This window comes from Spirosoma koreense (genome assembly GCF_054777875.1).
This window is the reverse complement of the sequence record NZ_BAAHAC010000005.1, coordinates 401,223-422,989: the sequence shown is the minus strand read 5'-3', so window position 1 is coordinate 422,989 and position 21,767 is coordinate 401,223. Positions and strand designations below refer to the sequence as shown.

Sequence of the window (21,767 nt, the reverse complement as noted above, 5' to 3'; positions counted from 1 at the left end):
CCGCGCGGTTAGATAGCTTTCTGTGCCGCTTTCTGAGCCTCTGCCACATTACCCGCACGTCGATACGCTTCTGCCATTTCACGATATAAGTCGGCTTGTTCTTTCGGAGCGGGTTTGAGGGCCAGCGCTTTATTAATCCATTTTACAACCGTTGGTGAGGCAATCGCGTCGGGGCTGTTGCGGTTAAAGAGTCGCGCAATGTAGAGGTACTCAGGCACCGACATCTGCGTAGCGTTCACCTGATTCTCCATACGTTCGACGGCTTTGGCGGTCTGGTGCGCACGGAAATAAGCCTTCACTTCAGGCAGCAGCGTTCGGTTGGCTGCCACTTTCGGCTCAATGCCAATTTTGGTCAGATCCTGCCGAATTTCCAGAATCTTGGCAATCGGGAACTGCTCCCCTCGCCCACTGAACAACGACGACATCAGGATATTTTCGGCAACTTTCAGCGTGGGCTCAGCGCCGTAGGTTTTGCGGTAAGTATCCAGATGACTCAGCATATACTGAAACATCGGGTTTTCGTAGTCCAGAATAAGTTTCTGCAAAGCCAGCCAGTTGGTCTGGTTGGTGTAGGCTGTCGACGATGTTTTTTTGGCGTAGTCGTTCATAGCTGCGATCGTGGCCGACGTATCGTTCGTAATACGGGCAAACATCGCGTAATCGATCAGGAAATTAGTGGAGCGTTCGCCCTGCTGATAGCGTGCTTTCATCGTCTGACTACGGGTTTGAGGCTTAAGGGCGTTGGTCCCATGCCGAATTACCTCGTCGGTCGAGTTATTGCTCATGGCAAAGTGAATCAGGTTCTGCTGCGGATCGAAATAAAGAAACAGCGGTAGCGACGGCACGAGCAACCGACGTTCGTTTAAAAACGACTGTGTGGAGCGCAGCGCAATATCCAGCTTGGTACTGATAAACTTGTCGTTGTAGAATTTACCCACCCGGCTGTCGGACAGCGTTGGCACAAAGCTCTGACAGATGTGGCAGGAGGGTGAATAAATCTCGACGAAAACGGGTTTCCCCGCCCGTCTGGCCTCCTGAAAAACGGCGTCGAGTGAATTCTGCCGGAACTGAATTCCTGCCTTTTGTGCAAGGGCACTCTGAACGACCAGGAGCAGCAAAAAAATCTTTTTCATACAAATAAAACCTCGTTGAGAAAGCACGCAACACCCTGGTAACGTCCGACGAGTTGGCGACAATATGGATTACTGCTGTTTTTCCTGCTGCTTGATTTCTTCTTCGAGCCGTTTGCTCAATACCTTACAGGTATTTTCAATGTCGGTGGCCATGCGCTGGTCGCCGGTAGCATTCACGGCGGTGTCGGCAATACCGCTCATCATCTCGATCAGGAAGCGTTTCATATCCACCACTTCCATGTCTTTGGTCCAGAGATCGATTTTAAGCGTGCTGTTGTGATAGTGGTCCCAGAGCGCAATGGCAATGGCCCGGGTATCACTCAGCCCCTCGTTCGGGTTATCGGTAGCGTCCCAGTAAATTTTGTCAGGGACATTCTGATTATCTAATTCGATGGAAAAGTTAATATCTGATTTTTTCATACTTACAAAAGTACGGAACCCTGGCGGAAACCTGTACAATCGGATACCGTTCAACCCGAACGAAATTTGTATACTGATAAAAAACAGCATCGGCAAAAGCGCTTTACCGTTATAGATCGGTCTGAATCGGGTACTTTCGCACCAAATTTTTCACTCCGCATGTATACCCTATTTGCCATTCCAAACTGCGATACCGTAAAGAAAGCACGGGTCTGGCTCGCCGAGCATGGTGTCGATTATGATTTTCACGATTATAAAAAGCAGGGAATCGATCGCAAAACCATCGAGCATTGGCTAGCCCAGAAGCCATGGGAAGAACTGGTCAACCGGTCGGGTCTCACCTGGAAGAAGCTGACCGATACCGAAAAACCAACCGATGCCGAGGGTGCCATTGCCCTCATGATCGACAAACCCTCCGTGATTCGCCGGCCCCTAATTGAATCAAACGGGCAGGTTATCCTGTTAGGCTTCAAGGCAGATGAGTACGAAAAAACGTTCGCATCCTAACGAACGGCAATAAAATACTTACGAACAGGCTTGGTGAGCTATGACAAAAAAAACGCTGGATTCGCCGGAATCGATTCGGTTTCTGGTCGATTCATTCTACGAGAAAGTACAGGCCGATCCGCTGATCGGGCCAGTCTTCACCGATGTTGCCCAGGTCGACTGGTCGAAGCACTTACCCAAAATGTACGCGTTCTGGGAATCGATCATTCTGGGCAACAACGCCTACGACGGACATCCGTTCCGTCCGCACCTGATCGTCAATCAGCAGCATACGCTAACCATTGAGCATTTTGAGCGATGGTTACAGCTTTTTTCGGCCACACTAACTGAAAACTTTACGGGTGAGACGGCCGATCAGGTACGCCAGCGAGCCACGCAGATTGCGCTGGTCTGGGCGAACAAGCTGGAGTATATCAACAATGACTCGTTTATGGAATGACAAAAGAAACGTCCTGTAAACAAGCAATTTACAGGACGTTAACTTGCAAATATTGTGACTTACTGCTTTGAAAACACTTTCTTCAGTAGATCGGTCACGCGGGCGGCCGGGTTTTCCCGGATTTTCGTTTCTTCCTGCGCAACCAGAATAAACAAACCGTCGACAGCCTTACCGGTCGCATATTCGGTCAGGTTTGGATTTACTTTCTTCTGCACAAACGGTACCTTGTTGTAAATGTTGACCAGGTCGGCGTAATATTTCGTTGCGTTGTTCTTCTTCAACGTACTATCGATAATCGGTGTAAACTCGGTCACCAATTGCTGACCCGAGGTCCGGCGCAGGTATTGCGTAGCCGCATCGTTTGTACCACCCAATATGCTGACCGCATCCTGAATACTCATGGACGTAATGGCCTTCACGAAGACAGGAGCGGCTTTCTTGGCAGCATCCTCAGCCGCCCGGTTCAGGGATAACTCAAATTGATCGACCTGTTTCGAGAAACCGATTTGCCGAAGCTTGTTCGCTACATTCTGCGCTTCGGGCGGGAAAGCAATTTTCAGCAATGGGTTCTTAAAGTAACCGTCCAGCTTCGACGCCTGCGCCGAGCCGTTGGTTACGCCAATCCGGAGCGCTTCTTTCAGGCCAGACGCAATATCGCTGTTCGTCAGACTACCCGACGTACCGGCAGAAGGCTGGGTGACAGCCTCCAGAATTTTACCAAAAACCCCTTTTGCAGGTGCCTGCTTTTGGGTTGAATCTTGTCCGAAACTGACCGTGCTTAGGCTTAGCCCAAGCAATGCGGTTGTGAGAACATGTTTCTTCATCATCGAATTAATCAGGTTGCCATTTCATAACGGTCCATGGCGCTAAATCGTTTTTTCGTACTTTTGACAGTAGAAAATGAATAATGTATAATGCACAATGAATATTTTTTTCAGTTATCTGATAATCAGTTAATTCAGCATAATCATTATCCATTATTCATTACACTTTCTTCATTAAAATGATCAATACCATCCGTGCCGAAGTCATCACGATCGGCGACGAAATTCTGTTCGGGCAGATTACGGATACCAATACCCAGTGGATCGGTACCGAACTGACAAAGATTGGCATCCGTACGGTTCGAAAATCGTCGGTTGGCGATCAGGCCGAAGCCATTCTGCAGATATTACACGAAGCCCACCAACGCGCCGACGTCATTATCATTACGGGTGGTCTGGGCCCGACTAAAGACGATATCACCAAGAAAACCCTCTGTACGTATTTTGGGGTAGGCATGGTTCGTAACGAAACCGCGCTGGCGCTGGTAACGAGCTTTTTCGAGAAACGGGGCCGGGCAATGACCGACCTGAACCGCGGGCAGGCCGATTTGCCCGCCAATGCCGTTTACATCCAGAACGACTGGGGAACCGCACCGGGCATGTGGTTTGAGCACGAAGGCCGGGTTTACGTTTCGCTACCTGGGGTTCCGTTCGAAATGAAACACCTCATGACGAACCGAATTCTGCCGAAACTGACGGAGCATTTTCAGACGCCCATCATTAAGCACAAGATGATTCGGACGGTGGGCATCGGTGAATCGTTTCTGGCCGAACGAATCGAAGCCTGGGAAGATGCGCTGCCTGACCACATCAAACTGGCTTATTTACCCAGCTTTGGTGGCGTCAAACTGCGCCTGACCGCTACGGGCACCGACATGGCTCAGCTCGATCGGGAGTTAGACGAGCAGGTGCAGAAGGTCATGCCGTTGATCGAAAAAAACGTATTCGGTTTCGACGATGATGAACTCGAAACGGTTGTCGGCAAGTTATTGAAGGAGAAAAACCTGACACTGAGCATTGCCGAGAGTTGCACGGGCGGCTACGTATCGGCTCAGATTACCAAAGTACCCGGTTCATCGGCTTATTTCTGGGGCAGCATCGTCAGCTACAGCAACGCGGTGAAAGTAGCCCAGTTGGGTGTTAAACTCGAAACCCTGGATCAGTTTGGCGCCGTAAGCGAAGAAACCATTCGACAGATGGCCGAGGGCGTTCGTACTGCGTTGGGTACCAACGTGGGCATTGCCACCAGCGGTATTGCCGGTCCTGACGGTGGGACACCCGATAAACCCGTCGGGACAATCTGGATTGCCTGCGCAACCGAGCAGCGCACGACGGCGCGTCTGCTCAAGCTCGGCCAATACCGCGATCAGAACATTCAACTGACCACTACGTATTTACTCAACCTGCTGCGGGAAGAACTTTTATCAGTGAAGAATGAAAAGTGAAAAATGAAAAATATACCTGTTTAAGCAAGGTAATTTTTATTCTTCACTCATCACTCATCACTTTTCACTTTAGAACACATGGCTCTCGTCGACATGGTTATGCCCAAAATGGGCGAAAGTATAATGGAATGCACGGTGATCACCTGGCTCAAACAGCCAGGCGACCGGATCGAAGCTGACGAGTCGGTGCTGGAAGTGGCTACGGATAAAGTAGATACCGAAGTCCCGGCTTCGCACAGTGGTATACTTAAAGAAGTGCTGGTGCAGGATGGCGACGTGGTAGCGGTGGGTGCACCCATTGCCCGTATCGAGACAAAAGATGCAGTTGTTAAAGACGCCAACCCATCGGCTCATCCGCCTATTGAGCCCGAATCGACCGACGCGGATCAGACACCCGAAGGCATTGGCGATCTGGCAAACGTGCCACCTCAACCGGTAAATGATAGTACCCCTGAAGCCGACGTACTGGCAGTTGCTGGCGAGCTGGAAGCCAGTATCAGCTCGCTCAGTAATCGTTCGTCGACGGGCGGGAAGGCCGTAGCGGCTTCGGCAACGGGCCTGGCCGATATCAGTCCTGGGTTTGGCCATCGCTTTTATTCACCCCTGGTCTTAAATATTGCCAGGGAAGAAGGGGTTTCCCGCGATGAGCTGGATCGGATTCCGGGTTCGGGTGCTGAAAACCGCGTCACGAAAAAAGACATCCTGGCATACGTAATTGACCGGGCGGAGGGCAGAGGGATTAGGGCAGAGGGGTTAGGGCAGACGGTAGAATCCGACAAACCAATGCACTCCTTTCCCTCTGCCCCTACCCCTCTGCCCCGCGCCCACCCCCCCCTGCCCGCAACATCCGTAAACGGTCAGACTGACATTATCCAGATGGATCGGATGCGGAAAATGATCGCGCAGCGGATGGTCGAGTCGAAGCAGATTTCGCCCCACGTCAGTTCATTTGTGGAAGCCGACATGACGCCGGTTGTGGAGTGGCGCACCCGCACAAAGGATCAGTTTAAGCAGCAAACCGGAGAGAATCTGACCTTCACTCCGATCCTGATTGAAGCCGTTGTGAAAGCAATCAAGGACTTCCCGATGATCAACATTTCGGTAGAAGGCGATTCGATTCTGGTCAAAAAACCGATCAACATCGGTATGGCGGTAGCCCTGCCTAGCGGAAATCTGATCGTGCCGGTGATTCACCACGCTGATCGGTATAACCTCGTCGGCCTGGCCGCCAAAGTTAATGATCTGACCAAGCGCGCCCGCGAAAATAAACTTACGGCCGACGACCTGTCAGGCGGCACCTACACCATTTCCAACATTGGTATGTTCGGAAATCTGATGGGCACACCTATCATCGTTCAGCCGCAGGTGGCAATCATGGCGTTTGGGGCCATTGTGAAAAAACCAGCGGTTATCGAAACTCCCCAAGGCGATTTTATCGGCATCCGGCAACTCATGTTCCTCTCCCACTCCTACGACCATCGGGTTGTAGATGGGTCGCTGGGTGGCCAGTTCGTTCGTCGCGTCGCGGATTACTTAGAAAAATTTGATACAACCTTAAAAATCTGACCGCTTCGGCGGGCCGCCGGAGCGGTTCTGACCTTATGAAACAACGGATTGCAATTGACATGGACGATGTCATGGCCGACACCCATGCCAAATTTATTAAACTGTACCTGGAAGGCGAAATGCCCCGCTACACGCTCGAAGAATTAAAAGAAAAATCCTTTCACGAGCTGTTCGACGAGGATGAATACCAAGCCATCTCACAGCGGGTTTACGAACCCGGTTTTTTTCGGGATATCGACGTGATGGAAGGTGCTCAGGACGTCATTGCCGACCTGATGAAGAAATACGAGATTTTCGTGGCGTCGGCCGCTCAGGAATTTCCTAATTCACTGCGTGAAAAATGGGACTGGCTTCAGGAACACTTTCCTGCTATTTCCTGGCACAATTACGTTTTCCTGGGCGACAAAAGCGTACTGAATACGGCTTATCTGATCGATGATCTGCCGCGTAATCTGCGTACGTTTCAGGGTGAAGGTTTACTGTTCGACGCGCTGCACAATCGCGACGATAAGCAGTTCAAACGGGTGAAATCCTGGCAGGAGGTAGCCAAAGTACTACTGTAGCAGTAGAGATTCGAATCGCATTATAAACGAAAAAGCCCGCAACAGATGTCTGTTGCGGGCTTTTTCGTAAGTACTGATCAGCCTATACTTCGCTTTCTTCTCTGATCTCGACATGGCGGTCGTGCCCAACTTCCTGCTGTGCTTTTTTGGCTTCAGCCGACGGTCTGAGCCGAACGATGTGCAGTTTATGTAACAGCCCAATAACTGGGTAGGTCGGATCGAATTCAAACCATTTGGCACCGAAATTGGCCGCATTCGGGCGCTTGTGGTGGTTGTTCTGGAACAGTTCGCCCATCATGACGACATCCAGAATCAACGAATTTTTCGACTGATCGTGGTTATCGAAGTTGGCGTAACCGTATTTGTGACCACTCCAGTTGATGATCGCACCGTGAACGGGTCCCATCACAAAATGAACCGGCAGCAGGAAAAAGAACGCCCAGTGCATATCCAGGTAAATGAACGCAAAGACGTAGAACAGGCTATAGAGAACGCCCCAGCCTGCCCGCGACGCCCACGAATCACCGATTTTCTCGATGAAATTCCATTCCGGGTAGTTGCGGTCGAACTGTTTCTCGATGGCCTGCTTGCGGTGCAGAACGGCATTGTAAATATTCTTCGTCTGCCACATCATGGTAAAAATGTTCTTCGTATGATGGGGAGAGTGCGGATCTCGTTCCGTATCGCTGAAGGCGTGATGCATGCGATGCAGAACCGCATACGCCCGCGGACTCAGGTACGACGACCCTTGCGAGATGTAGGTTAAAGCGTAGAAAAACCGCTCCCAGAATTTGTTCATGGAGAACATTTTATGGGCAGAATAGCGGTGTAAAAAAAACGTTTGACAGAACAATGACAGATACCAGTGCCCAATAAACGCGGCCAGTACGAAAACCACAGTATTGATCGATTAAAAAGTGAATACGACGAAGCTACTAAGAATATTCCTACAAAACTAACGAATTATAGCTGGGTTTGGGTTGCTTTCCCCAAATAATACTTTAATTAATTACAGTCGTTGCGTACTGGAGCAAATTGGCGCCCATTCGCAGCGCCTGTTGACGCACAGGCTCGGGGTCATTATATACACTCTGATCTTCCCAGCCATTGCCAAGGTCACATTCATAGCTATAAAAGCATACCAGCCTGCCTTGATAGATCAGCCCGAAACCTTGTGGTGCTTTGCCATCGTGCTCATGCACTTTGGGCAACCCAGCCGGAAATTTAAACTTCTGCTGATAAACCGGGTGCGTAAATGGCAGCTCAACGAACGACAGCTCCGGAAACACCTTTTTCATCTCTCGGCGGATAAACTTATCCAGCCCGTAATTATCGTCAATGTGCAGGAACCCACCCGACATCAGATACCGACGCATGTTCTGCACCTCGGCGTCATTGAACGTGATGTTGCCGTGCCCCGTCATGTGAATAAACGGATACCCGAAGATGTCAGGGCTAGCGGGTTCGACGATATCTTCCTCAGGAAAGATATTCATGCGTAGGTTGGCATTGGCAAACTTAATCAGGTTCGGTAGTGAGGTTTTATTGGCATACCAGTCTCCCCCACCGTTGTATTTGAGTTTGGCAATTTTAAACGAGTACTGCGCCTGCGCAACGACAGCGATAGCGTGGATAAGAAAGAGAAGCAAACACAGCTTTTTCATGCGTTAATAAAATTTAGCAGCTGGCAGGCGGTTAAGGCCGCTGTTTCGGTACGCAGGCGGTTCGGCCCAAGCGTGACCATCTGAAAACCAGCGTCGGTAGCCTGCTGAATTTCTTTTTCCGAAAAATCGCCTTCCGGCCCGATCAGTACCGCGTACGCGTTGGCAGGGAGAGCGACTTTTGCTAAGTTAACGGGTAGTGCGTCATTGGGCAAGTGCCCAATAAACCGCTGGGATTCATGTACTGTTTTTAAAAATTCACTAAAGGGCAGCGCATCATCCAATTGAGGCAAATACGCTTGTAGCGACTGTTTCATGGCGGCCACCGCAATTTTCTCCAGTCGCTCCAGTTTCAGCACCCGGCGTTCGGAATGCTGGCCAAAAAAGAAACTGATTCGTTCGATCCCGATCTCGACGGCTTTCTCGACGAACCATTCGATCCGGTCCAGATTTTTGGTCGGCGCTACGCAGATTCGGATGGAAAACGGGCGCGGTGGTGTCGTTTGTGTATCCGTAATCCGAAATCCACAGCGCCGGGCATCGGCAGTAGTAATAACGGCAGAATACCGGTTTCCGTGTCCGTCCGTCACGGCAATCGGGTCACCGATACCCAGACGCAGGGTTTTTATGGCGTGGCGCGAATCATCTTCGCTCAAAACAGGAATCGACTCAGGCTGATAAAACAAATGCATAAGGACAAAAGTACGCATGCCGCCCGTAGGGGCCTCATTTTCCGGCTACATCGGCCCAAAGCCAGCGTAACGATTCGGGGAGAATGGCCCCACCGTGTTTGCCGTTGTGCCCACCCGTTCCGCCAACGAACTTGTACTCGTACTTACTGAATTTGAGAGCCGCTTCCATCTCCTGATTAGCCAGCCACCAGTTACCGTGCTGATTGTCCAGATCACCGCTGCCATCCTGCAGAAATAGTTTGATATTCCGCTTCGGGGCTTTGCGAATCAGCGACGGATACACATAACCGCCTTTGATATTCGTGTAGCTTCCAATATGGCTGAGGACTTTCTGAAACTGATCGGGTCGTTGCCAGGCCACCGTAAACGCGCAGATGGCGCCTGAAGAGAGCCCACCAATGGCGCGCATCTGTGGCGCGTCAGCCAGTTTATAGGTTTTACCAATTTCCGGAATTAGCTCCTCCAGCAGCATCCGGGCATACTGATTCGTCAGGGTATCGTATTCGAAACTACGGTTATCGGCCCGGAAAGGATCTTTGGGCAACTCATCGCCATGCTGCCCCGGATTGATAAACAGCCCGATAGTAACCGGCATGGCTTTCTGATGAATTAGGTTATCGAACACGATCGGAACCCGAAAATCGCCGTCTTCTTTCACGTACGTATGTCCGTCCTGAAAAACCATCAGAGCCGCTGGCACCTCAGATTTGTACTGCGCCGGTACGTACACGTAATATTCCCGGATGGTGTTCGGGAAGACCTTGCTCTTCCAGACGTGCTTGGTTACCTGGCCCTTCGGTACATTCGGCTGGCGCTGCGAATCGGGGCCATAGGTAAGGCTTTCGCTTTCGGGCTTCTGCTGTGCCGCTACCCTGGCCGAAGCGAACAGTATAACGCTACTAATCAGGCAGATCAATAATCCGTATTTCATACCTGCCAAAGGGAACCAATCGTTAAAACTACCGTTTTCTTTTTCTGACAGGATGTATATCATGTCGAAAAAACTAACACCGCTATTTTTTGTACTTTTGCGGGATATATGACTTGCTGTGAAAAAAGTTGCTTTCTATACTCTCGGCTGTAAACTGAACTTCTCCGAAACCTCGACGCTCGCCCGGCTGATGGAACAGCACGGCTACGAGCGGGTAGAGTTTAACCAGCAGCCCGACATTTTCATCATCAACACCTGTTCGGTGACGGACAATGCCGACAAAAAATGCCGGAAGATTGTGCGCGAGGCTCAGAAAATAAACCCGGATGGTTATGTGGCTATTCTGGGGTGCTATGCGCAGCTGAAGCCGCAGGAGATTGCTGAAATTCCGGGGGTGGATGCGGTGCTGGGGGCTTCGGAAAAATTCCGGCTGCACGAACTGATGGGTACGTTTGAGAAAGCGCCGACGGGCCAGCCCGCTCAGGTGTTCAACTCGCCCATCGAGGAAGCGATCGAGTACCATGCCTCGTATTCGCTCAACGACCGAACCCGGACTTTCCTGAAGGTTCAGGACGGCTGCGATTACCCCTGCGCGTATTGTACGATTCCGCTAGCCCGCGGTAAAAGCCGTTCGGATACGATCGAGAACGTCGTTCGGGCCGCTCGCGAAATTGCCGGGCGTGGCGTTAAAGAAATTGTACTGACGGGCGTCAACATCGGCGATTTCGGGCTGATTGACGGGGAGCGGCAAACTACGTTTTTCGAGCTGGTCCGCGCCCTGGATAACGTCGAAGGCATCGAGCGGTTCCGGATTTCGAGCATCGAACCGAATCTGCTCACCGACGAAATAATCGCCTTTGTAGCCCAATCGAAACGGTTCGTGCCGCATTTCCACGTGCCGCTGCAATCGGGCAGCAACAAGGTTCTGGGGTTGATGCGTCGACGCTACAAGCGCGAACTGTATGCCGATCGTGTTCAGAAAATTAAGGAACTGATGCCAAACGCCTGCATCGGCGTCGACGTTATTGTCGGTCATCCGGGCGAAACCGATGCAGCTTTTAAAGAAACCTACCAGTTTCTGGCCGAACTGCCGGTCTCCTACCTGCATGTGTTCACCTACTCCGAGCGCCCCAACACCACGGCGTTAGGGATCAAGCCTGTCGTACCGGGAAATCTTCGGGCCGACCGCTCAAAGATGCTGCATATTTTATCGGATAAAAAACGGCGGGCCTTTTATGAAACCCAGGTGGGTCGGCAAGCCACAGTGCTGTTTGAAGAAGATGTTGAGAACGGCCAGATGCAGGGATTTACAGAAAATTACGTGCGGGTTGTGGCGCAGTACGATCCCTTGCTGATCAACGAAACCATGCCCGTACGTTTAACCGCTATCAATGCCAGCGGCCTGATGGAAGTAGCCGAAGCGGAACCTGTACTGGAACACCACTAAGTTTCGATACTCGTACATCATTCAGCAATAAGTAAGGCCAGCTCGTTAAAAGCTGGCCTTACTTATTGCTGAATATTAAATGATCATCAGATGAATTTTCTAAACCACCGAGCCTCAGCGAGATAAGGTCTGCCGCTTGCTATTAATAGTATTTCCCGATAGACTATTAGGTAATTGACTGACAATCATTTTCTTATATTTTTTTTGGAAATCCAAAAAGCACTATTCACCTTTGCCTAGTAGTTAACAAGATTAGTAGCCGCTTAGCGACCCGTTTCATCATGAACACGTTACATGAACAGGAATTTTCACCCGGCTCAGTTCATCAACTGATGGCTGTGAAAATGGCCAAGTACCACGCATCAGTACCTTGCTGTTAATCGACTCTTAACTCGATCGGTTGCCTGACAAACCGCAACCAAGTCTGTCTTTTCTTCACTAAATCCATCCGCTTAATGACATGTCCGATACGGGTTAAACAAGCGCCAAATAAACTATTAAATCTATAGATATATTCAAGTAATTACTTTCCTGATACTATTTATGAAACCGTCACCCACTACCTCTTTTGGTCATTTTCAGGATCATCTAGTCCCTGTCACGTATCAGATTGCAGGTTTCGACCGGATCAATTTTGTCAGTGACATTACCAACACCGTTCCGCAGGATGGGTTATACACCATCCGGGCGCTGCATTTCGAATCCGATGGCTTACAGGCCCATGGCTTGCTGACGGTACGAATGCGGGAGGTGCATCGGCTGGCGGGGAGTCTGATTCAGCGACTGCGGTCGGTGCAGGGTATCGTCAGTATTCGGGAAGTATAAGGGGGATATGTGTCTGAACCAGCGGCAACTGGTTCGGGCATAAAAAGGCCGGAACGGCGGCAACCGTTCCGGCTGGCTAACAATAAGGCTCTGGCAACCGAAGCGTCGGGCCGACCTCATTATTTCACATAACCAAGACAAAGTAATGCAAAAATTTCTATTTGCAGGAGTAGTTTGGCTACTCTCTTGCGGATGGTTGCTGGCACAACCAAATGCACTGCGCCTATCGGGAACCGTTCGCACCGATAAAGGCGAACCGCTCCCGGGTGCGAACGTAGTTCTCAAAAACCAGACAAAAGGCGCTACTACCGACGCAAACGGTCAGTTCAGTATCGATGCCCGTTCGGGCGATGAGTTAGTAATCTCGGCCATCGGTTACCAGACGAATCAGGTCAGGGTCGGTACTAGAAATACCCTCGATATAACCCTGCAGGAATCAGCCTCCCAACTGAACGAGGTCGTAGTGGTCGGTTACGGCACCCAGGACCGGAAAAATCTGGTTGGCTCCGTGACGCAGGTCAATGCCGACGAGATCAAAAATCGTCCCGTAGCCAGCTTCGATCAGCAATTGCAGGGCCGGGCCGCCGGGGTGCAGGTAGCCGCCAACACAGGGGTTCCGGGCGACGGGATCTTCTTCCGCATCCGGGGAACGACCTCCATTAACGCGAGTAACGATCCGCTGTACGTGGTCGATGGGGTATTTGTGAACAACCAGTCGCTGCAAAAAATTACGACCCAGGGTCAGTCCAATAACCCGCTGGCGGATATCAACCCGGCCGATATCGAATCCATTTCGATCCTGAAAGATGCCGAAGCAACAGCGATTTACGGCGCACGGGCAGCCAACGGAGTGGTACTGATAACAACCAAACGAGGATCGTATAACAGCAAAACGAAAGTCACCCTGAATGCGTCCGTTGGGCAAGCCTGGGCTCCCAAACTCTGGGATCTGGTAACGGGGCCGGAACACGCGACCATCATCAACGAAGCCTGGATCAACGACGGCAAACCCACGGCAACGCGCCCTTTCCGGCCGGTGTCGGAGGGCGGGCGTGGCTTACCCGAAGAACAGCCCACCTACGATCGGCTACACGACATTTTCCGGACGGGCGCGCTGCAGAATTACGACCTCGCCGTATCGGGGGGCACCAAGCAAACCCGTTTCTACCTGGGTGGAGGCTATACGAGCCAGCAGGCCACGCTCCGAACGAACGACTTCTCGCGGGCCAGCTTCAAACTCAATCTGGATCAGGATATTACGGATAAAATCCGGATCGGCACCAGCAATATTTTCTCCCAGTCGAACCGAACCAACGCCCGCGTCGGCGACGGCCCCCAGGGTGGGATTTTGCAGGCGGCCCTGCACACGCCCACGTATCTGCCGAAGTTCAACACCGACGGTACCTACGCCAAATGGGCAGGTTTCGACAACCTGGACGTGCTGATCAACAACACCGATATGCACTCGACCAGTACGCGCTACATCGGCAATATTTACGGTGAGTACGACATACTGGCGGGTCTGAAACTCCGCAGTAGTTGGAGCATCGACTACAACGACTACAACGAGTACGAATACTGGAATACGCTGACCAACCGCGGGAGCGCCAGCAAAGGTCTGGCCACGTCGAGCATCAGCAAGAATACGATCTGGATCAACGAGCAAACCCTGTCCTACCGAACCGCTTTCGGCACGCAGCACAGCTTCGGCGCTTTGGCAGGAAACACGCTTCAGGGTAATGTTGCAACTCAGACTTTGGCGCAGGGTACCAATTTCCCGTCCGACGCCTTCAAACAGATTGCATCGGCTTCGGTAACGACTTCCTCCTCGAATCGGAACCAGTATAACCTGGTTTCTTTCTTCGGCCGGGTCGATTACAACTTCGCGAAGAAATACTTTATTGAAGCCAGCCTGCGCGCCGACGCTTCATCGAAATTTGCCGACGGCCACCGCTGGGGATACTTCCCATCGGCAGGGCTGGCCTGGCAGCTCAAGCAGGAGAATTTCCTCCGCGACGTTAATTTCCTGAGCGATCTGAAGATTCGGGCCAGCGTCGGCTGGACAGGGAACCAGAACGGTATCGGCAACTACGCAGCCCGCGGTTTGTGGGGCGGTGGCAATAACTACCTGGACAACCCCGGCACCATTCCCGTACAGCTCGCCAATCCGGATCTCAAGTGGGAAACCACCCGGCAAACGAACGTCGGCGTCAATGTGGGCCTTCTGAACAATCGCATCGGTCTGGAAATCAACGCCTACTCGAAGTACACCTACGACTTACTACTGCAAGTTCCGCTGGCGCAGAGCTCAGGCTTTGCCAGCATTTACCGCAACGACGGCGAGGTCAGCAACCGGGGACTGGAATTCGCCATCAACTCTCTGAACATCAATAAAAATGGGTTTCAGTGGAATACGAGCTTCAACATCGCCGGGAACATCAACCGGATCCAAAAACTGTCAATTCCTGTCGATGCCAGTTACGCGACAGAGCGAATGGCCGAAGGACAGCCGTTCCACGCTTTCTACGTTTACAAGCAGCTTTACGTCGACCCCAAAACGGGCGATGCGGTGTACGATGACGTTAATAAAGACGGCAAAATTACTGTAGCCGACAAGCAGTTTTACGGAAGCGCGCTGCCCAAATTCTTCGGGGGTCTAAACAATACCTTCGCCTACAAAGGCTTCGACCTGTCCGTGTTCTTCAATTTCAGCTCTGGTAGTAAAGTCTTCAACAACAACCGCTTCTTCCTCGAATCGGGCGGCACCCGCGACGACCGCCGGGCCATCAACAAAAATCAGTTGACGCGCTGGCAGAAAGAAGGCGACATCACGGATGTACCGCGGGTAACGACCCTGGGGAATAACTATAACCTGAGCCCAATCAGCCGTTTTGTCGAAGACGGTTCGTTTATCCGGCTCAACTCGGTGGTCTTTGGGTACACCATTCCCAAAACGATTCTGCGCAAAATTGGCATCTCGTCGGCCCGGATCTATTACACCGGTTCGAATCTGTGGCTGCTCAGCAACTACCAGGGGCCTGACCCTGAAGTAAACGTGACCGGCGACCCCACGACACAGGGCTATGACCTCGGTACGCCCCCGCAACCCCGCACCGCTCAGCTTGGCCTTAACCTGACTCTATGATGCCTGCCCCGTACGGATACGCACCGGGTCGACCTCACACCTATACAGACATTGCCTTAATTATGAAAACGAGTTTTCAATTAATACCTTTTATTCTCCTGTTAACCGGCTGCCAGAGTTTTCTGGATGTGCAGCCCGAACTGCAGGTCGATGAATCGCAGGCGATTACCAACGCCAGCACCGCCGAAGCGGCAGTAAATGGCCTCTACAACCGGTTAGGCAGCGATGGCTATTACGGCTCCAATTTTCCTTCCCTGGCTTACTTGTCGGGGGGTGACATTCAGTGGACCGGATCACAGTCGGCTCCTCAGGAAATTACTTCCCGTAAGCTCACGGCAGACAACAGCTATGTAGGTTCAGCCTGGGCATCTATCTATCGGACCATTCTTCAGGCAAATTACCTGCTGGAAACGGTTCCCAACTTAACCGACCCGCAGTTGATCGCCGACCGGAAAAATCAGATTCAGGGCGAAGCGTATGCACTACGGGCACTGTCGTACTTCGATCTGGTTCGTGGGTGGGGTGGTGTGCAACTGATCCTGAAAGCGACCCGCACATCCGCCGACAACACGGGCATTCCCCGCAGCAGCGTCGACGAAACCTACGCGCAGGTGCTGAAAGATCTGACGGCGGCCGAACCCATGCTGGGCAACACTACCAACCGGAATAAAATCACCCGCAAAACCGTCTGGGCCTTGCGGGCCCGGTATCATCTGTATAGGCAGGAATGGGAGCAGGCCGACACCTACGCCAGCAAGCTCATCGACGATGCCACCAATTATAAGCTTGTAAAACCCTACAGCGCTTTCTTCGCCAATAACGCTGTGGCTACAACGGAGTCGGTTTTTGAGATTGCTTATTCCAATTCGTTCAAAAATGGGCATTACAACTGGTGGCTGCCGCCAGCGCTGAGCGGCCGTCGCGAATGGGCGCCGAATGACAAGCTCGTTGCGCTGCTGAACGACCCGAACGTTGGTGGTAATCGAAAAGACCTGATCGCGCAGACGGCTCCTCCGGGGAATCTGTGGTACGGCAAATTATACTACCGGACTCCACTCGGTACCGATCCGGCTTACATCATCCGGATGGCTGAACTATATTTAATTCGGGCTGAAGCCCGGGCGCAACTCGGCAAAACGGCTGCCGCCCTGGCCGATCTAAACGCGGTTCGCGATCGGGCGGGTGTGTCGCCTTCGCAGGCCGCGACTAAGGACGCTCTGCTGCTGGCGATCGAAGCCGAACGACAGGTTGAGTTTCCGTTCGAAACGGATCGGTGGTTCAACCTGGTTCGCACGGGGCGTGTGGCAGCCGTTCTCGGCATTACCGACGCGAATAAATACGTACTGCCGATTCCGAACAGTGAAATTTTAGCGGATAAAGCGCTGACGCAGAACACAGGGTATTAAATTGTATTTTTCGACAGGATTCACTTTCACTGACGTAAAGAAAATCATGTCAATCCTGTCGAAAGCCTATCACAACCAACTAACTCTCATGAAAAAACAGCTTAGTTTACTCGTCCTGCTTCTTGTATTAGGTGCGGATTTTGCCAACGCCCAAACCGTAGGTCCTGAGAAAGGATCGCTGGTTATCGTCGGTGGTGGTAGCATGGGGCCGGAACTCTGGAACCGGTTCATTGAACTGGCCGGTGGCCCGGCTGCCGCCAACATCGTCATTATCCCGACGGCGGGCGAAGACTCGTCGGCAAACAGCGCACCACGCGAAAAGGAAAAGTTACTCAGTCTGGGGGTTAAGAACATCACCGTGCTGCATACCCGCGATCCTAAAGTAGCGAACCAGGAATCGTTTGTGGCCCCTATTCGCAAAGCAACCGGCATCTGGTTCGTGGGCGGTCGGCACTGGCGACTGGCTGATTCGTACCTGAATACCCTGGCGCACAAAGAGTTCAAGGCTGTCCTTAGCCGCGGTGGCGTCATCGGGGGCACGTCGGCGGGTGCGACTATCCAGGGATCGTTTATGGTCCGGGGCGACACCAAAGGCAATTCGATCATGGTCGGCGACCACACACAAGGGCTCGATTTCATCCACAACGTTACCATCGACCAGCACTTCCTGCGCCGGAACCGGCAGTTCGACCTCGTCGATGTCATCAAAACACGGCCGGAACTGCTCGGAATTGCCATCGACGAAGGAACCGCCATTGTGGTGCAGCAGAACACCTTCGAGGTCATCGGCGCTTCGTATGTAGGAATCTACGAAGCCAACCAGATTGCTAATAGCACTAAATACCCGTCTGGCCAGAACAGCACTGGTGGCCCTTTTTATTTCCTCGGTAAAGGACAGAAGTTCGACCTGCAGGCCCGGAAAGTCATCCAGCCCCAGCCCGCTCGAACTAACGAACCAGCCAAATAAGCTCGTTTTAACCCGCTAACGATGCCGTAGCACATTCAGAATGCACGATCTCAATAAACACTACCAATTCTATGGGTTTTGTAAATAAATATCCTACAATAGAATTTTCCTCCATCCGTACCAGCCAGTCGTCGGTGAGCTGGACGAACATGGAAAAGATCGGTTTCCGGTTTTCCTTTCTTTACTTTCTGATCCAGGCCGTTCCGCTCGACTGGCGGTTCTACCGAGATCTGTTCACGATCCACTGGGGAGCGCTTTACTACCGGGATTTGTTCAATCTGTCTCGCTACGCCCCCCGCTTTTTTGGTCCTGAAGATACCTTTGCCAACTGGGGTATCGTCGCTCTCATCGCTCTGGTCGGTGCTGCCGTCTGGTCTTCTTTCCGCGACCAGCAGCGGACCGATTATACCGAGCTAGCTTATTGGCTGCGGGTGGTGCTTCGCTACCGGCTGACCATCGGAGTGATCGCCTACGGGTTTATCAAACTGTTTCCATTGCAGGCTCCGCTGCCTTCCATCAGCAACCTCAACACGGCCTACGGCGATTTCACAGCCTGGAAATTGTTCTCGCTCAGCCTTGGCATCGTTCCGTCCTACGAATCATTTCTGGGTCTGGTCGAGCTGTTAGGGGGCTTGCTCCTGTTGAACCGGCGGACAGCGACTATCGGCACGCTGATCATTCTGCCGTTTCTGGGGAATGTGTTCGTGTCGAACCTGGCTTACGAAGGCGGGGAGTACGTATACAGTTTATTGCTGATCTCGTTCGCGCTGGTCCTGTTCTCCTTCGACGCAGTTCGGTTGTTCCGGCTGGTATCTCTCGAAGAACCGACCGCGCCAAACTATGTCAAACCTCGCCTGATAGAAGACTGGCAGCGGTACGGTCGACTGGCGCTCAAAACGTCATTCGTTTTCTTCGGAATCATCCTGTATGGCTACAAAACCTATGCAGCCTACCAAACGGGACCTTACCAATTTCCGCAAACGCCCGGTCTGGACGGCGCTGCCGGTATTTATAACGTAGAGACGTTTACACTGGCCGGTCAAACACATCCGTACAGCAAAACGGACCCGGTGCGCTGGCAGGATGTAGTGTTCGAAACCTGGAATACCATCAGCATCAAATCGAACCGGCCGGTAATGCTGGACCGCCCAAACACGGAGCAGATTCAGGCGGAGGATAACGCCCGCACTTACGAAGAAGCGGGTTCGGCTGGTCGGCATTATTACAGCTATCAGGTCGATCGAACCCGGCAGATGCTAACGCTGAAGAATCGCAATCCGCATTACCCAGCCGAAACCCTGACGCTCCATTACGACCGATCGGCATCGAATCAGATCATCCTTTCCGGTCTCGATCAGAACCGCGATTCGGTCTACGCCGTGCTGCATAAACTAAATAAAAAGTACCTCCTGAACGAAGCTGCGCAAGCCGGTCGTCGGGGTACCCTCAAACTTTAATCCTTCCTGAACGATGGCAAGCCCGAATATCAACCCCGAACGTCTGGACTTAGGTCTGGTCTCGCCGGATGAACTGATGGACACCCAGGCCGTTGACGCCCGATTGCCGATCGAAAAGCGACCGTCGGCAGGCGCGCAGCCTACCCGTTCGATCCGCGACTGGACGACGGGGCAGAAGATCAGCTTCCGGATAGCGTTTATCTTTTTCATGGCGATGTCGTTGCCGACCAGTGTGGGTTGGTATAAAAACGCGTTTTCGCTCGACTGGCTTCATCTGCACTACCGCGATCTGTACGATGTCGCCCGGTTTCAGCCCAACCTGCTGGGTCGGGTGAGTTGGTGGCCCACCTGGATGGGGTACGGCGAATGGGTCTTCATCCTGCTGGTTTCGGCAGCGCTCGGCCTGGTCTGGACGGCCGTGGTTTCGCTGCGCAAAGCCGAACCGCGCAACTATAACCTGCTGTACTACTGGCTGCGGGTGGTGGTGCGTTATCGGGCGGGTATCGGCATCATTGGTTTTGGGTTTACAAAACTCATGCCAACGCAACTCCCGTATCCGTCGCTGGGGTTGCTGAACACCAATTTTGGCGACCTGACGGCGCAGAAAATCTATTGGCTCTCGATCGGCATTGTGCCCTGGTATGAAGTATTTACGGGGGTTGTGGAAGTACTGGCCGGTGCGTTGCTGTTCTTCAGAGCCACCACGTTCTGGGGTTCGGTACTGCTCTTTGGCGCGCTGGCCGATATTGTCTACGTCAACCTGGCGTACGACGGCGGTGTGCATGGGTACAGCTCCTACTTCGTACTGCTGGCAGGCTTTCTGCTGGTCTACTACATTCGTGATCTGTACAACCTGCTGATCCTGGAGCGCTTCACGATCCCCGTTCACTATTACCCATCTTTTTCAAAGACCTGGCAAAAAATCGGGCGAATCGGCCTAAAAACGGCCACGATCGGGGTGTTTCTGGGATTGCTATACTGGATTCAGTACCTCAACTTTCGCTACGATCCATATAAACAACCAGCTCAGAAAGGCGTTCGGGAACTACGGGGCAACTACGCCGTTACGGAATTCAGGCTGAACAACCAGCTACTCCCCTATTCTCCACTCGATTCGGTTCGCTGGCAGGAAGCCACGTTCGAAAACTGGTCGACGCTGACTTTCAAAGTAAACCGCGCGGTTCCACTCGATCTTTCCAATGGTGGAGGTTCGCCCATGCGTGATCTCAACCGAACCTTTGAACTGACTGGTGTTGCCGGTGGTCAGCGCGTATTTTACTACGATGCCGACGCGGTTCATCACCTCTTGTTCTTACAGGATAAATACCGTCCCTCGACAGGCCGACGGGGTGAAGGCGGAGAGGAAGGCGATTCGGCAGGAAAGAGGGATAAGAAAAAGGAGAAAGTCAAGGATGCCGACAAACAAGCAGACAGTTGGATTCCAACGACATCGCTGGCCGTAATCGGCTCAGAAGAGGCTAAAATTGAGCCCATTGCGCGCACCACACGACGGACGAAAGGAATTAAATCTGAAGCCCGGCAGGAAGATGGCAAGCGCAATCGGATGGTGCTCAGTTACCAGACCACCGACGGTTCGCACGTAATTCTGCGGGGCATCAACGAACAAAAAGATTCGATTTATGTGGTCCTCGACCGCGTCGATCGGCCTTACGCTCTTTCGAAAAGTACACTCAATGCCGGTTCCTATTAATCCTGAAACTGTCCGTCAGCCACCCGTTCGCGCGATCATCGTACGATACGGGCTTTGGCTGGCAGGTACCCTGCCCCTACTGATCGCAGACGGATGTTTTCAAGCTAGTGGGCAGCCGTCGTCAGCTCTGGCCATAGCAGCGCCAGATACCCTCCTGGCCAGGTTTGGTTTTGGCAGGCCCGCAACGCCCGCCGAAATCGCACGGCTCGACATCGACGTGCGACCCGATGGCAAGGGGCTACCGCCCGGCCAAGGCAGGTTTGCTACGGGAAAAGTAATTTTTGCTCACAAATGCGCGGCCTGTCATGGCGCGGGTGGCATCGGTGGCCCGAACGGTTCGCTGGTCAGCACGAACGACCCGAGTCGAAAACAGCCCGAGAAAACCATCGGTAATTACTGGCCCTATGCCACCACGATTTTCGATTACATCCGCCGGGCCATGCCGTTCAGTGAACCGGGTTCGCTGACCAACGACGAAGTGTATAACCTGACGGCTTACCTGCTGACAGCGAATGGCATCATTGACGAAAAAACCGTCATCAATGCCCAGACACTCCCTAAAGTGGCGATGCCCGCCCGGACGCTTTTCGTACCCGACGATCGGAAAGGCGGGCCAGAAATTAAATAA

The 21,767-nt window shown here is 52.4% G+C and carries 20 protein-coding genes; 13 read left to right on the top strand and 7 right to left on the bottom strand.

The genetic code is table 11. The features are described from left to right. Positions 1-8 precede the first annotated feature (8 nt). Both ACYVC2_RS07535 and gldC read right to left on the bottom strand, forming a co-directional pair. Positions 9-1,133: a thioredoxin family protein gene (locus tag ACYVC2_RS07535; RefSeq protein WP_461101693.1), complete on the bottom strand. Its 1,125-nt coding sequence runs from the start codon at positions 1,131-1,133 to the stop codon at positions 9-11. Positions 1,134-1,202: 69 nt separating this feature from the next. Then, positions 1,203-1,553 carry a gliding motility protein GldC gene (gene gldC / locus ACYVC2_RS07530; protein WP_461101692.1) on the bottom strand — a complete coding sequence of 117 codons (351 nt, stop codon included), beginning with the start codon at positions 1,551-1,553 and terminating at the stop codon, positions 1,203-1,205. Between the two features lie 159 nt (positions 1,554-1,712). Between gldC and ACYVC2_RS07525 the strand changes: the two genes are divergently transcribed. Both ACYVC2_RS07525 and ACYVC2_RS07520 read left to right on the top strand, forming a co-directional pair. Further along, positions 1,713-2,060 (top strand): ArsC family reductase, encoded by a 348-nt coding sequence (locus tag ACYVC2_RS07525; RefSeq protein ID WP_461101691.1) that lies wholly within the window; start codon positions 1,713-1,715, stop codon positions 2,058-2,060. A 40-nt stretch (positions 2,061-2,100) separates the two neighbouring features. Then, positions 2,101-2,499 carry a group III truncated hemoglobin gene (locus tag ACYVC2_RS07520; protein WP_461101690.1) on the top strand — a complete coding sequence of 133 codons (399 nt, stop codon included), beginning with the start codon at positions 2,101-2,103 and terminating at the stop codon, positions 2,497-2,499. A 59-nt stretch (positions 2,500-2,558) separates the two neighbouring features. Here the strand turns inward: ACYVC2_RS07520 and ACYVC2_RS07515 are convergent, their stop codons facing one another. Beyond that, positions 2,559-3,326, bottom strand: a complete 768-nt coding sequence (locus ACYVC2_RS07515) for a DUF4197 domain-containing protein (protein ID WP_461101689.1) — start codon at positions 3,324-3,326, stop codon at positions 2,559-2,561. Positions 3,327-3,502: 176 nt separating this feature from the next. Here ACYVC2_RS07515 and ACYVC2_RS07510 point away from each other — a divergent pair, with 176 nt between their 5' ends. From ACYVC2_RS07510 to ACYVC2_RS07500, 3 genes are all read left to right on the top strand, one after another. Continuing rightward, the gene (locus ACYVC2_RS07510; protein ID WP_461101688.1) at positions 3,503-4,768 is read left to right on the top strand and encodes a competence/damage-inducible protein A; all 1,266 of its coding nucleotides are present in this window, start codon (positions 3,503-3,505) and stop codon (positions 4,766-4,768) included. Between the two features lie 78 nt (positions 4,769-4,846). Next, on the top strand, positions 4,847-6,334 hold the full coding sequence (locus ACYVC2_RS07505; protein WP_461101687.1) for a dihydrolipoamide acetyltransferase family protein: 1,488 nt from the start codon (positions 4,847-4,849) through the stop codon (positions 6,332-6,334). 35 nt (positions 6,335-6,369) lie between these two features. Next, positions 6,370-6,897, top strand: coding sequence for a 5' nucleotidase, NT5C type (locus ACYVC2_RS07500; protein ID WP_461101686.1), 528 nt, complete (start codon positions 6,370-6,372; stop codon positions 6,895-6,897). 82 nt (positions 6,898-6,979) lie between these two features. On the opposite strand, the gene ACYVC2_RS07495 is transcribed toward ACYVC2_RS07500, so the two are convergent. The 4 genes from ACYVC2_RS07495 to ACYVC2_RS07480 all read right to left on the bottom strand — a co-directional run bounded on the left by ACYVC2_RS07495 (position 6,980) and on the right by ACYVC2_RS07480 (position 10,181). Beyond that, positions 6,980-7,795: an acyl-CoA desaturase gene (locus ACYVC2_RS07495; RefSeq protein ID WP_461101685.1), complete on the bottom strand. Its 816-nt coding sequence runs from the start codon at positions 7,793-7,795 to the stop codon at positions 6,980-6,982. A 103-nt stretch (positions 7,796-7,898) separates the two neighbouring features. After that, positions 7,899-8,561: a DUF4159 domain-containing protein gene (locus ACYVC2_RS07490; RefSeq protein WP_461101684.1), complete on the bottom strand. Its 663-nt coding sequence runs from the start codon at positions 8,559-8,561 to the stop codon at positions 7,899-7,901. Next, complete coding sequence (locus tag ACYVC2_RS07485) at positions 8,558-9,250, bottom strand: 16S rRNA (uracil(1498)-N(3))-methyltransferase (RefSeq protein WP_461102312.1); 693 nt, start codon at positions 9,248-9,250, stop codon at positions 8,558-8,560. Before ACYVC2_RS07485 ends, ACYVC2_RS07490 begins: the two co-directional genes overlap by 4 nt. 34 nt (positions 9,251-9,284) lie before the next feature. Next, a complete protein-coding gene (locus tag ACYVC2_RS07480; RefSeq protein WP_461101683.1) occupies positions 9,285-10,181 on the bottom strand; it encodes an alpha/beta hydrolase in 897 nt (298 codons plus the stop codon). 118 nt (positions 10,182-10,299) lie between these two features. Between ACYVC2_RS07480 and mtaB the strand changes: the two genes are divergently transcribed. The 8 genes from mtaB to ACYVC2_RS07440 all read left to right on the top strand — a co-directional run bounded on the left by mtaB (position 10,300) and on the right by ACYVC2_RS07440 (position 21,767). After that, positions 10,300-11,628 carry a tRNA (N(6)-L-threonylcarbamoyladenosine(37)-C(2))-methylthiotransferase MtaB gene (mtaB, locus tag ACYVC2_RS07475; protein WP_461101682.1) on the top strand — a complete coding sequence of 443 codons (1,329 nt, stop codon included), beginning with the start codon at positions 10,300-10,302 and terminating at the stop codon, positions 11,626-11,628. A gap of 543 nt (positions 11,629-12,171) precedes the next feature. Beyond that, positions 12,172-12,453, top strand: coding sequence for an ACT domain-containing protein (locus ACYVC2_RS07470; RefSeq protein WP_461101681.1), 282 nt, complete (start codon positions 12,172-12,174; stop codon positions 12,451-12,453). Positions 12,454-12,598: 145 nt separating this feature from the next. Then, positions 12,599-15,598, top strand: a complete 3,000-nt coding sequence (locus ACYVC2_RS07465; RefSeq protein WP_461101680.1) for a SusC/RagA family TonB-linked outer membrane protein — start codon at positions 12,599-12,601, stop codon at positions 15,596-15,598. 62 nt (positions 15,599-15,660) lie between these two features. Continuing rightward, positions 15,661-17,004, top strand: coding sequence for a RagB/SusD family nutrient uptake outer membrane protein (locus ACYVC2_RS07460; protein WP_461101679.1), 1,344 nt, complete (start codon positions 15,661-15,663; stop codon positions 17,002-17,004). Between the two features lie 88 nt (positions 17,005-17,092). After that, complete coding sequence (locus tag ACYVC2_RS07455) at positions 17,093-17,971, top strand: cyanophycinase (RefSeq protein WP_461101678.1); 879 nt, start codon at positions 17,093-17,095, stop codon at positions 17,969-17,971. A 71-nt stretch (positions 17,972-18,042) separates the two neighbouring features. Further along, positions 18,043-19,428 carry a DoxX family protein gene (locus ACYVC2_RS07450; protein ID WP_461101677.1) on the top strand — a complete coding sequence of 462 codons (1,386 nt, stop codon included), beginning with the start codon at positions 18,043-18,045 and terminating at the stop codon, positions 19,426-19,428. 13 nt (positions 19,429-19,441) lie between these two features. Next, positions 19,442-21,139: a hypothetical protein gene (locus ACYVC2_RS07445; protein WP_461101676.1), complete on the top strand. Its 1,698-nt coding sequence runs from the start codon at positions 19,442-19,444 to the stop codon at positions 21,137-21,139. Further along, on the top strand, positions 21,123-21,767 hold the full coding sequence (locus tag ACYVC2_RS07440; protein ID WP_461101675.1) for a c-type cytochrome: 645 nt from the start codon (positions 21,123-21,125) through the stop codon (positions 21,765-21,767). Before ACYVC2_RS07445 ends, ACYVC2_RS07440 begins: the two co-directional genes overlap by 17 nt.

Coding starts and splice junctions, on each gene's coding strand:
- ACYVC2_RS07535 (WP_461101693.1), bottom strand. CDS start 1,133: ATGAAAAAGATTTTTTTGCTGCTCCTGGTCGTTCAGAGTGCCCTTGCA.
- gldC (WP_461101692.1), bottom strand. CDS start 1,553: ATGAAAAAATCAGATATTAACTTTTCCATCGAATTAGATAATCAGAAT.
- ACYVC2_RS07525 (WP_461101691.1), top strand. CDS start 1,713: ATGTATACCCTATTTGCCATTCCAAACTGCGATACCGTAAAGAAAGCA.
- ACYVC2_RS07520 (WP_461101690.1), top strand. CDS start 2,101: ATGACAAAAAAAACGCTGGATTCGCCGGAATCGATTCGGTTTCTGGTC.
- ACYVC2_RS07515 (WP_461101689.1), bottom strand. CDS start 3,326: ATGATGAAGAAACATGTTCTCACAACCGCATTGCTTGGGCTAAGCCTA.
- ACYVC2_RS07510 (WP_461101688.1), top strand. CDS start 3,503: ATGATCAATACCATCCGTGCCGAAGTCATCACGATCGGCGACGAAATT.
- ACYVC2_RS07505 (WP_461101687.1), top strand. CDS start 4,847: ATGGCTCTCGTCGACATGGTTATGCCCAAAATGGGCGAAAGTATAATG.
- ACYVC2_RS07500 (WP_461101686.1), top strand. CDS start 6,370: ATGAAACAACGGATTGCAATTGACATGGACGATGTCATGGCCGACACC.
- ACYVC2_RS07490 (WP_461101684.1), bottom strand. CDS start 8,561: ATGAAAAAGCTGTGTTTGCTTCTCTTTCTTATCCACGCTATCGCTGTC.
- ACYVC2_RS07485 (WP_461102312.1), bottom strand. CDS start 9,250: ATGCATTTGTTTTATCAGCCTGAGTCGATTCCTGTTTTGAGCGAAGAT.
- ACYVC2_RS07480 (WP_461101683.1), bottom strand. CDS start 10,181: ATGAAATACGGATTATTGATCTGCCTGATTAGTAGCGTTATACTGTTC.
- ACYVC2_RS07470 (WP_461101681.1), top strand. CDS start 12,172: ATGAAACCGTCACCCACTACCTCTTTTGGTCATTTTCAGGATCATCTA.
- ACYVC2_RS07465 (WP_461101680.1), top strand. CDS start 12,599: ATGCAAAAATTTCTATTTGCAGGAGTAGTTTGGCTACTCTCTTGCGGA.
- ACYVC2_RS07460 (WP_461101679.1), top strand. CDS start 15,661: ATGAAAACGAGTTTTCAATTAATACCTTTTATTCTCCTGTTAACCGGC.
- ACYVC2_RS07455 (WP_461101678.1), top strand. CDS start 17,093: ATGAAAAAACAGCTTAGTTTACTCGTCCTGCTTCTTGTATTAGGTGCG.
- ACYVC2_RS07450 (WP_461101677.1), top strand. CDS start 18,043: ATGGGTTTTGTAAATAAATATCCTACAATAGAATTTTCCTCCATCCGT.
- ACYVC2_RS07445 (WP_461101676.1), top strand. CDS start 19,442: ATGGCAAGCCCGAATATCAACCCCGAACGTCTGGACTTAGGTCTGGTC.
- ACYVC2_RS07440 (WP_461101675.1), top strand. CDS start 21,123: ATGCCGGTTCCTATTAATCCTGAAACTGTCCGTCAGCCACCCGTTCGC.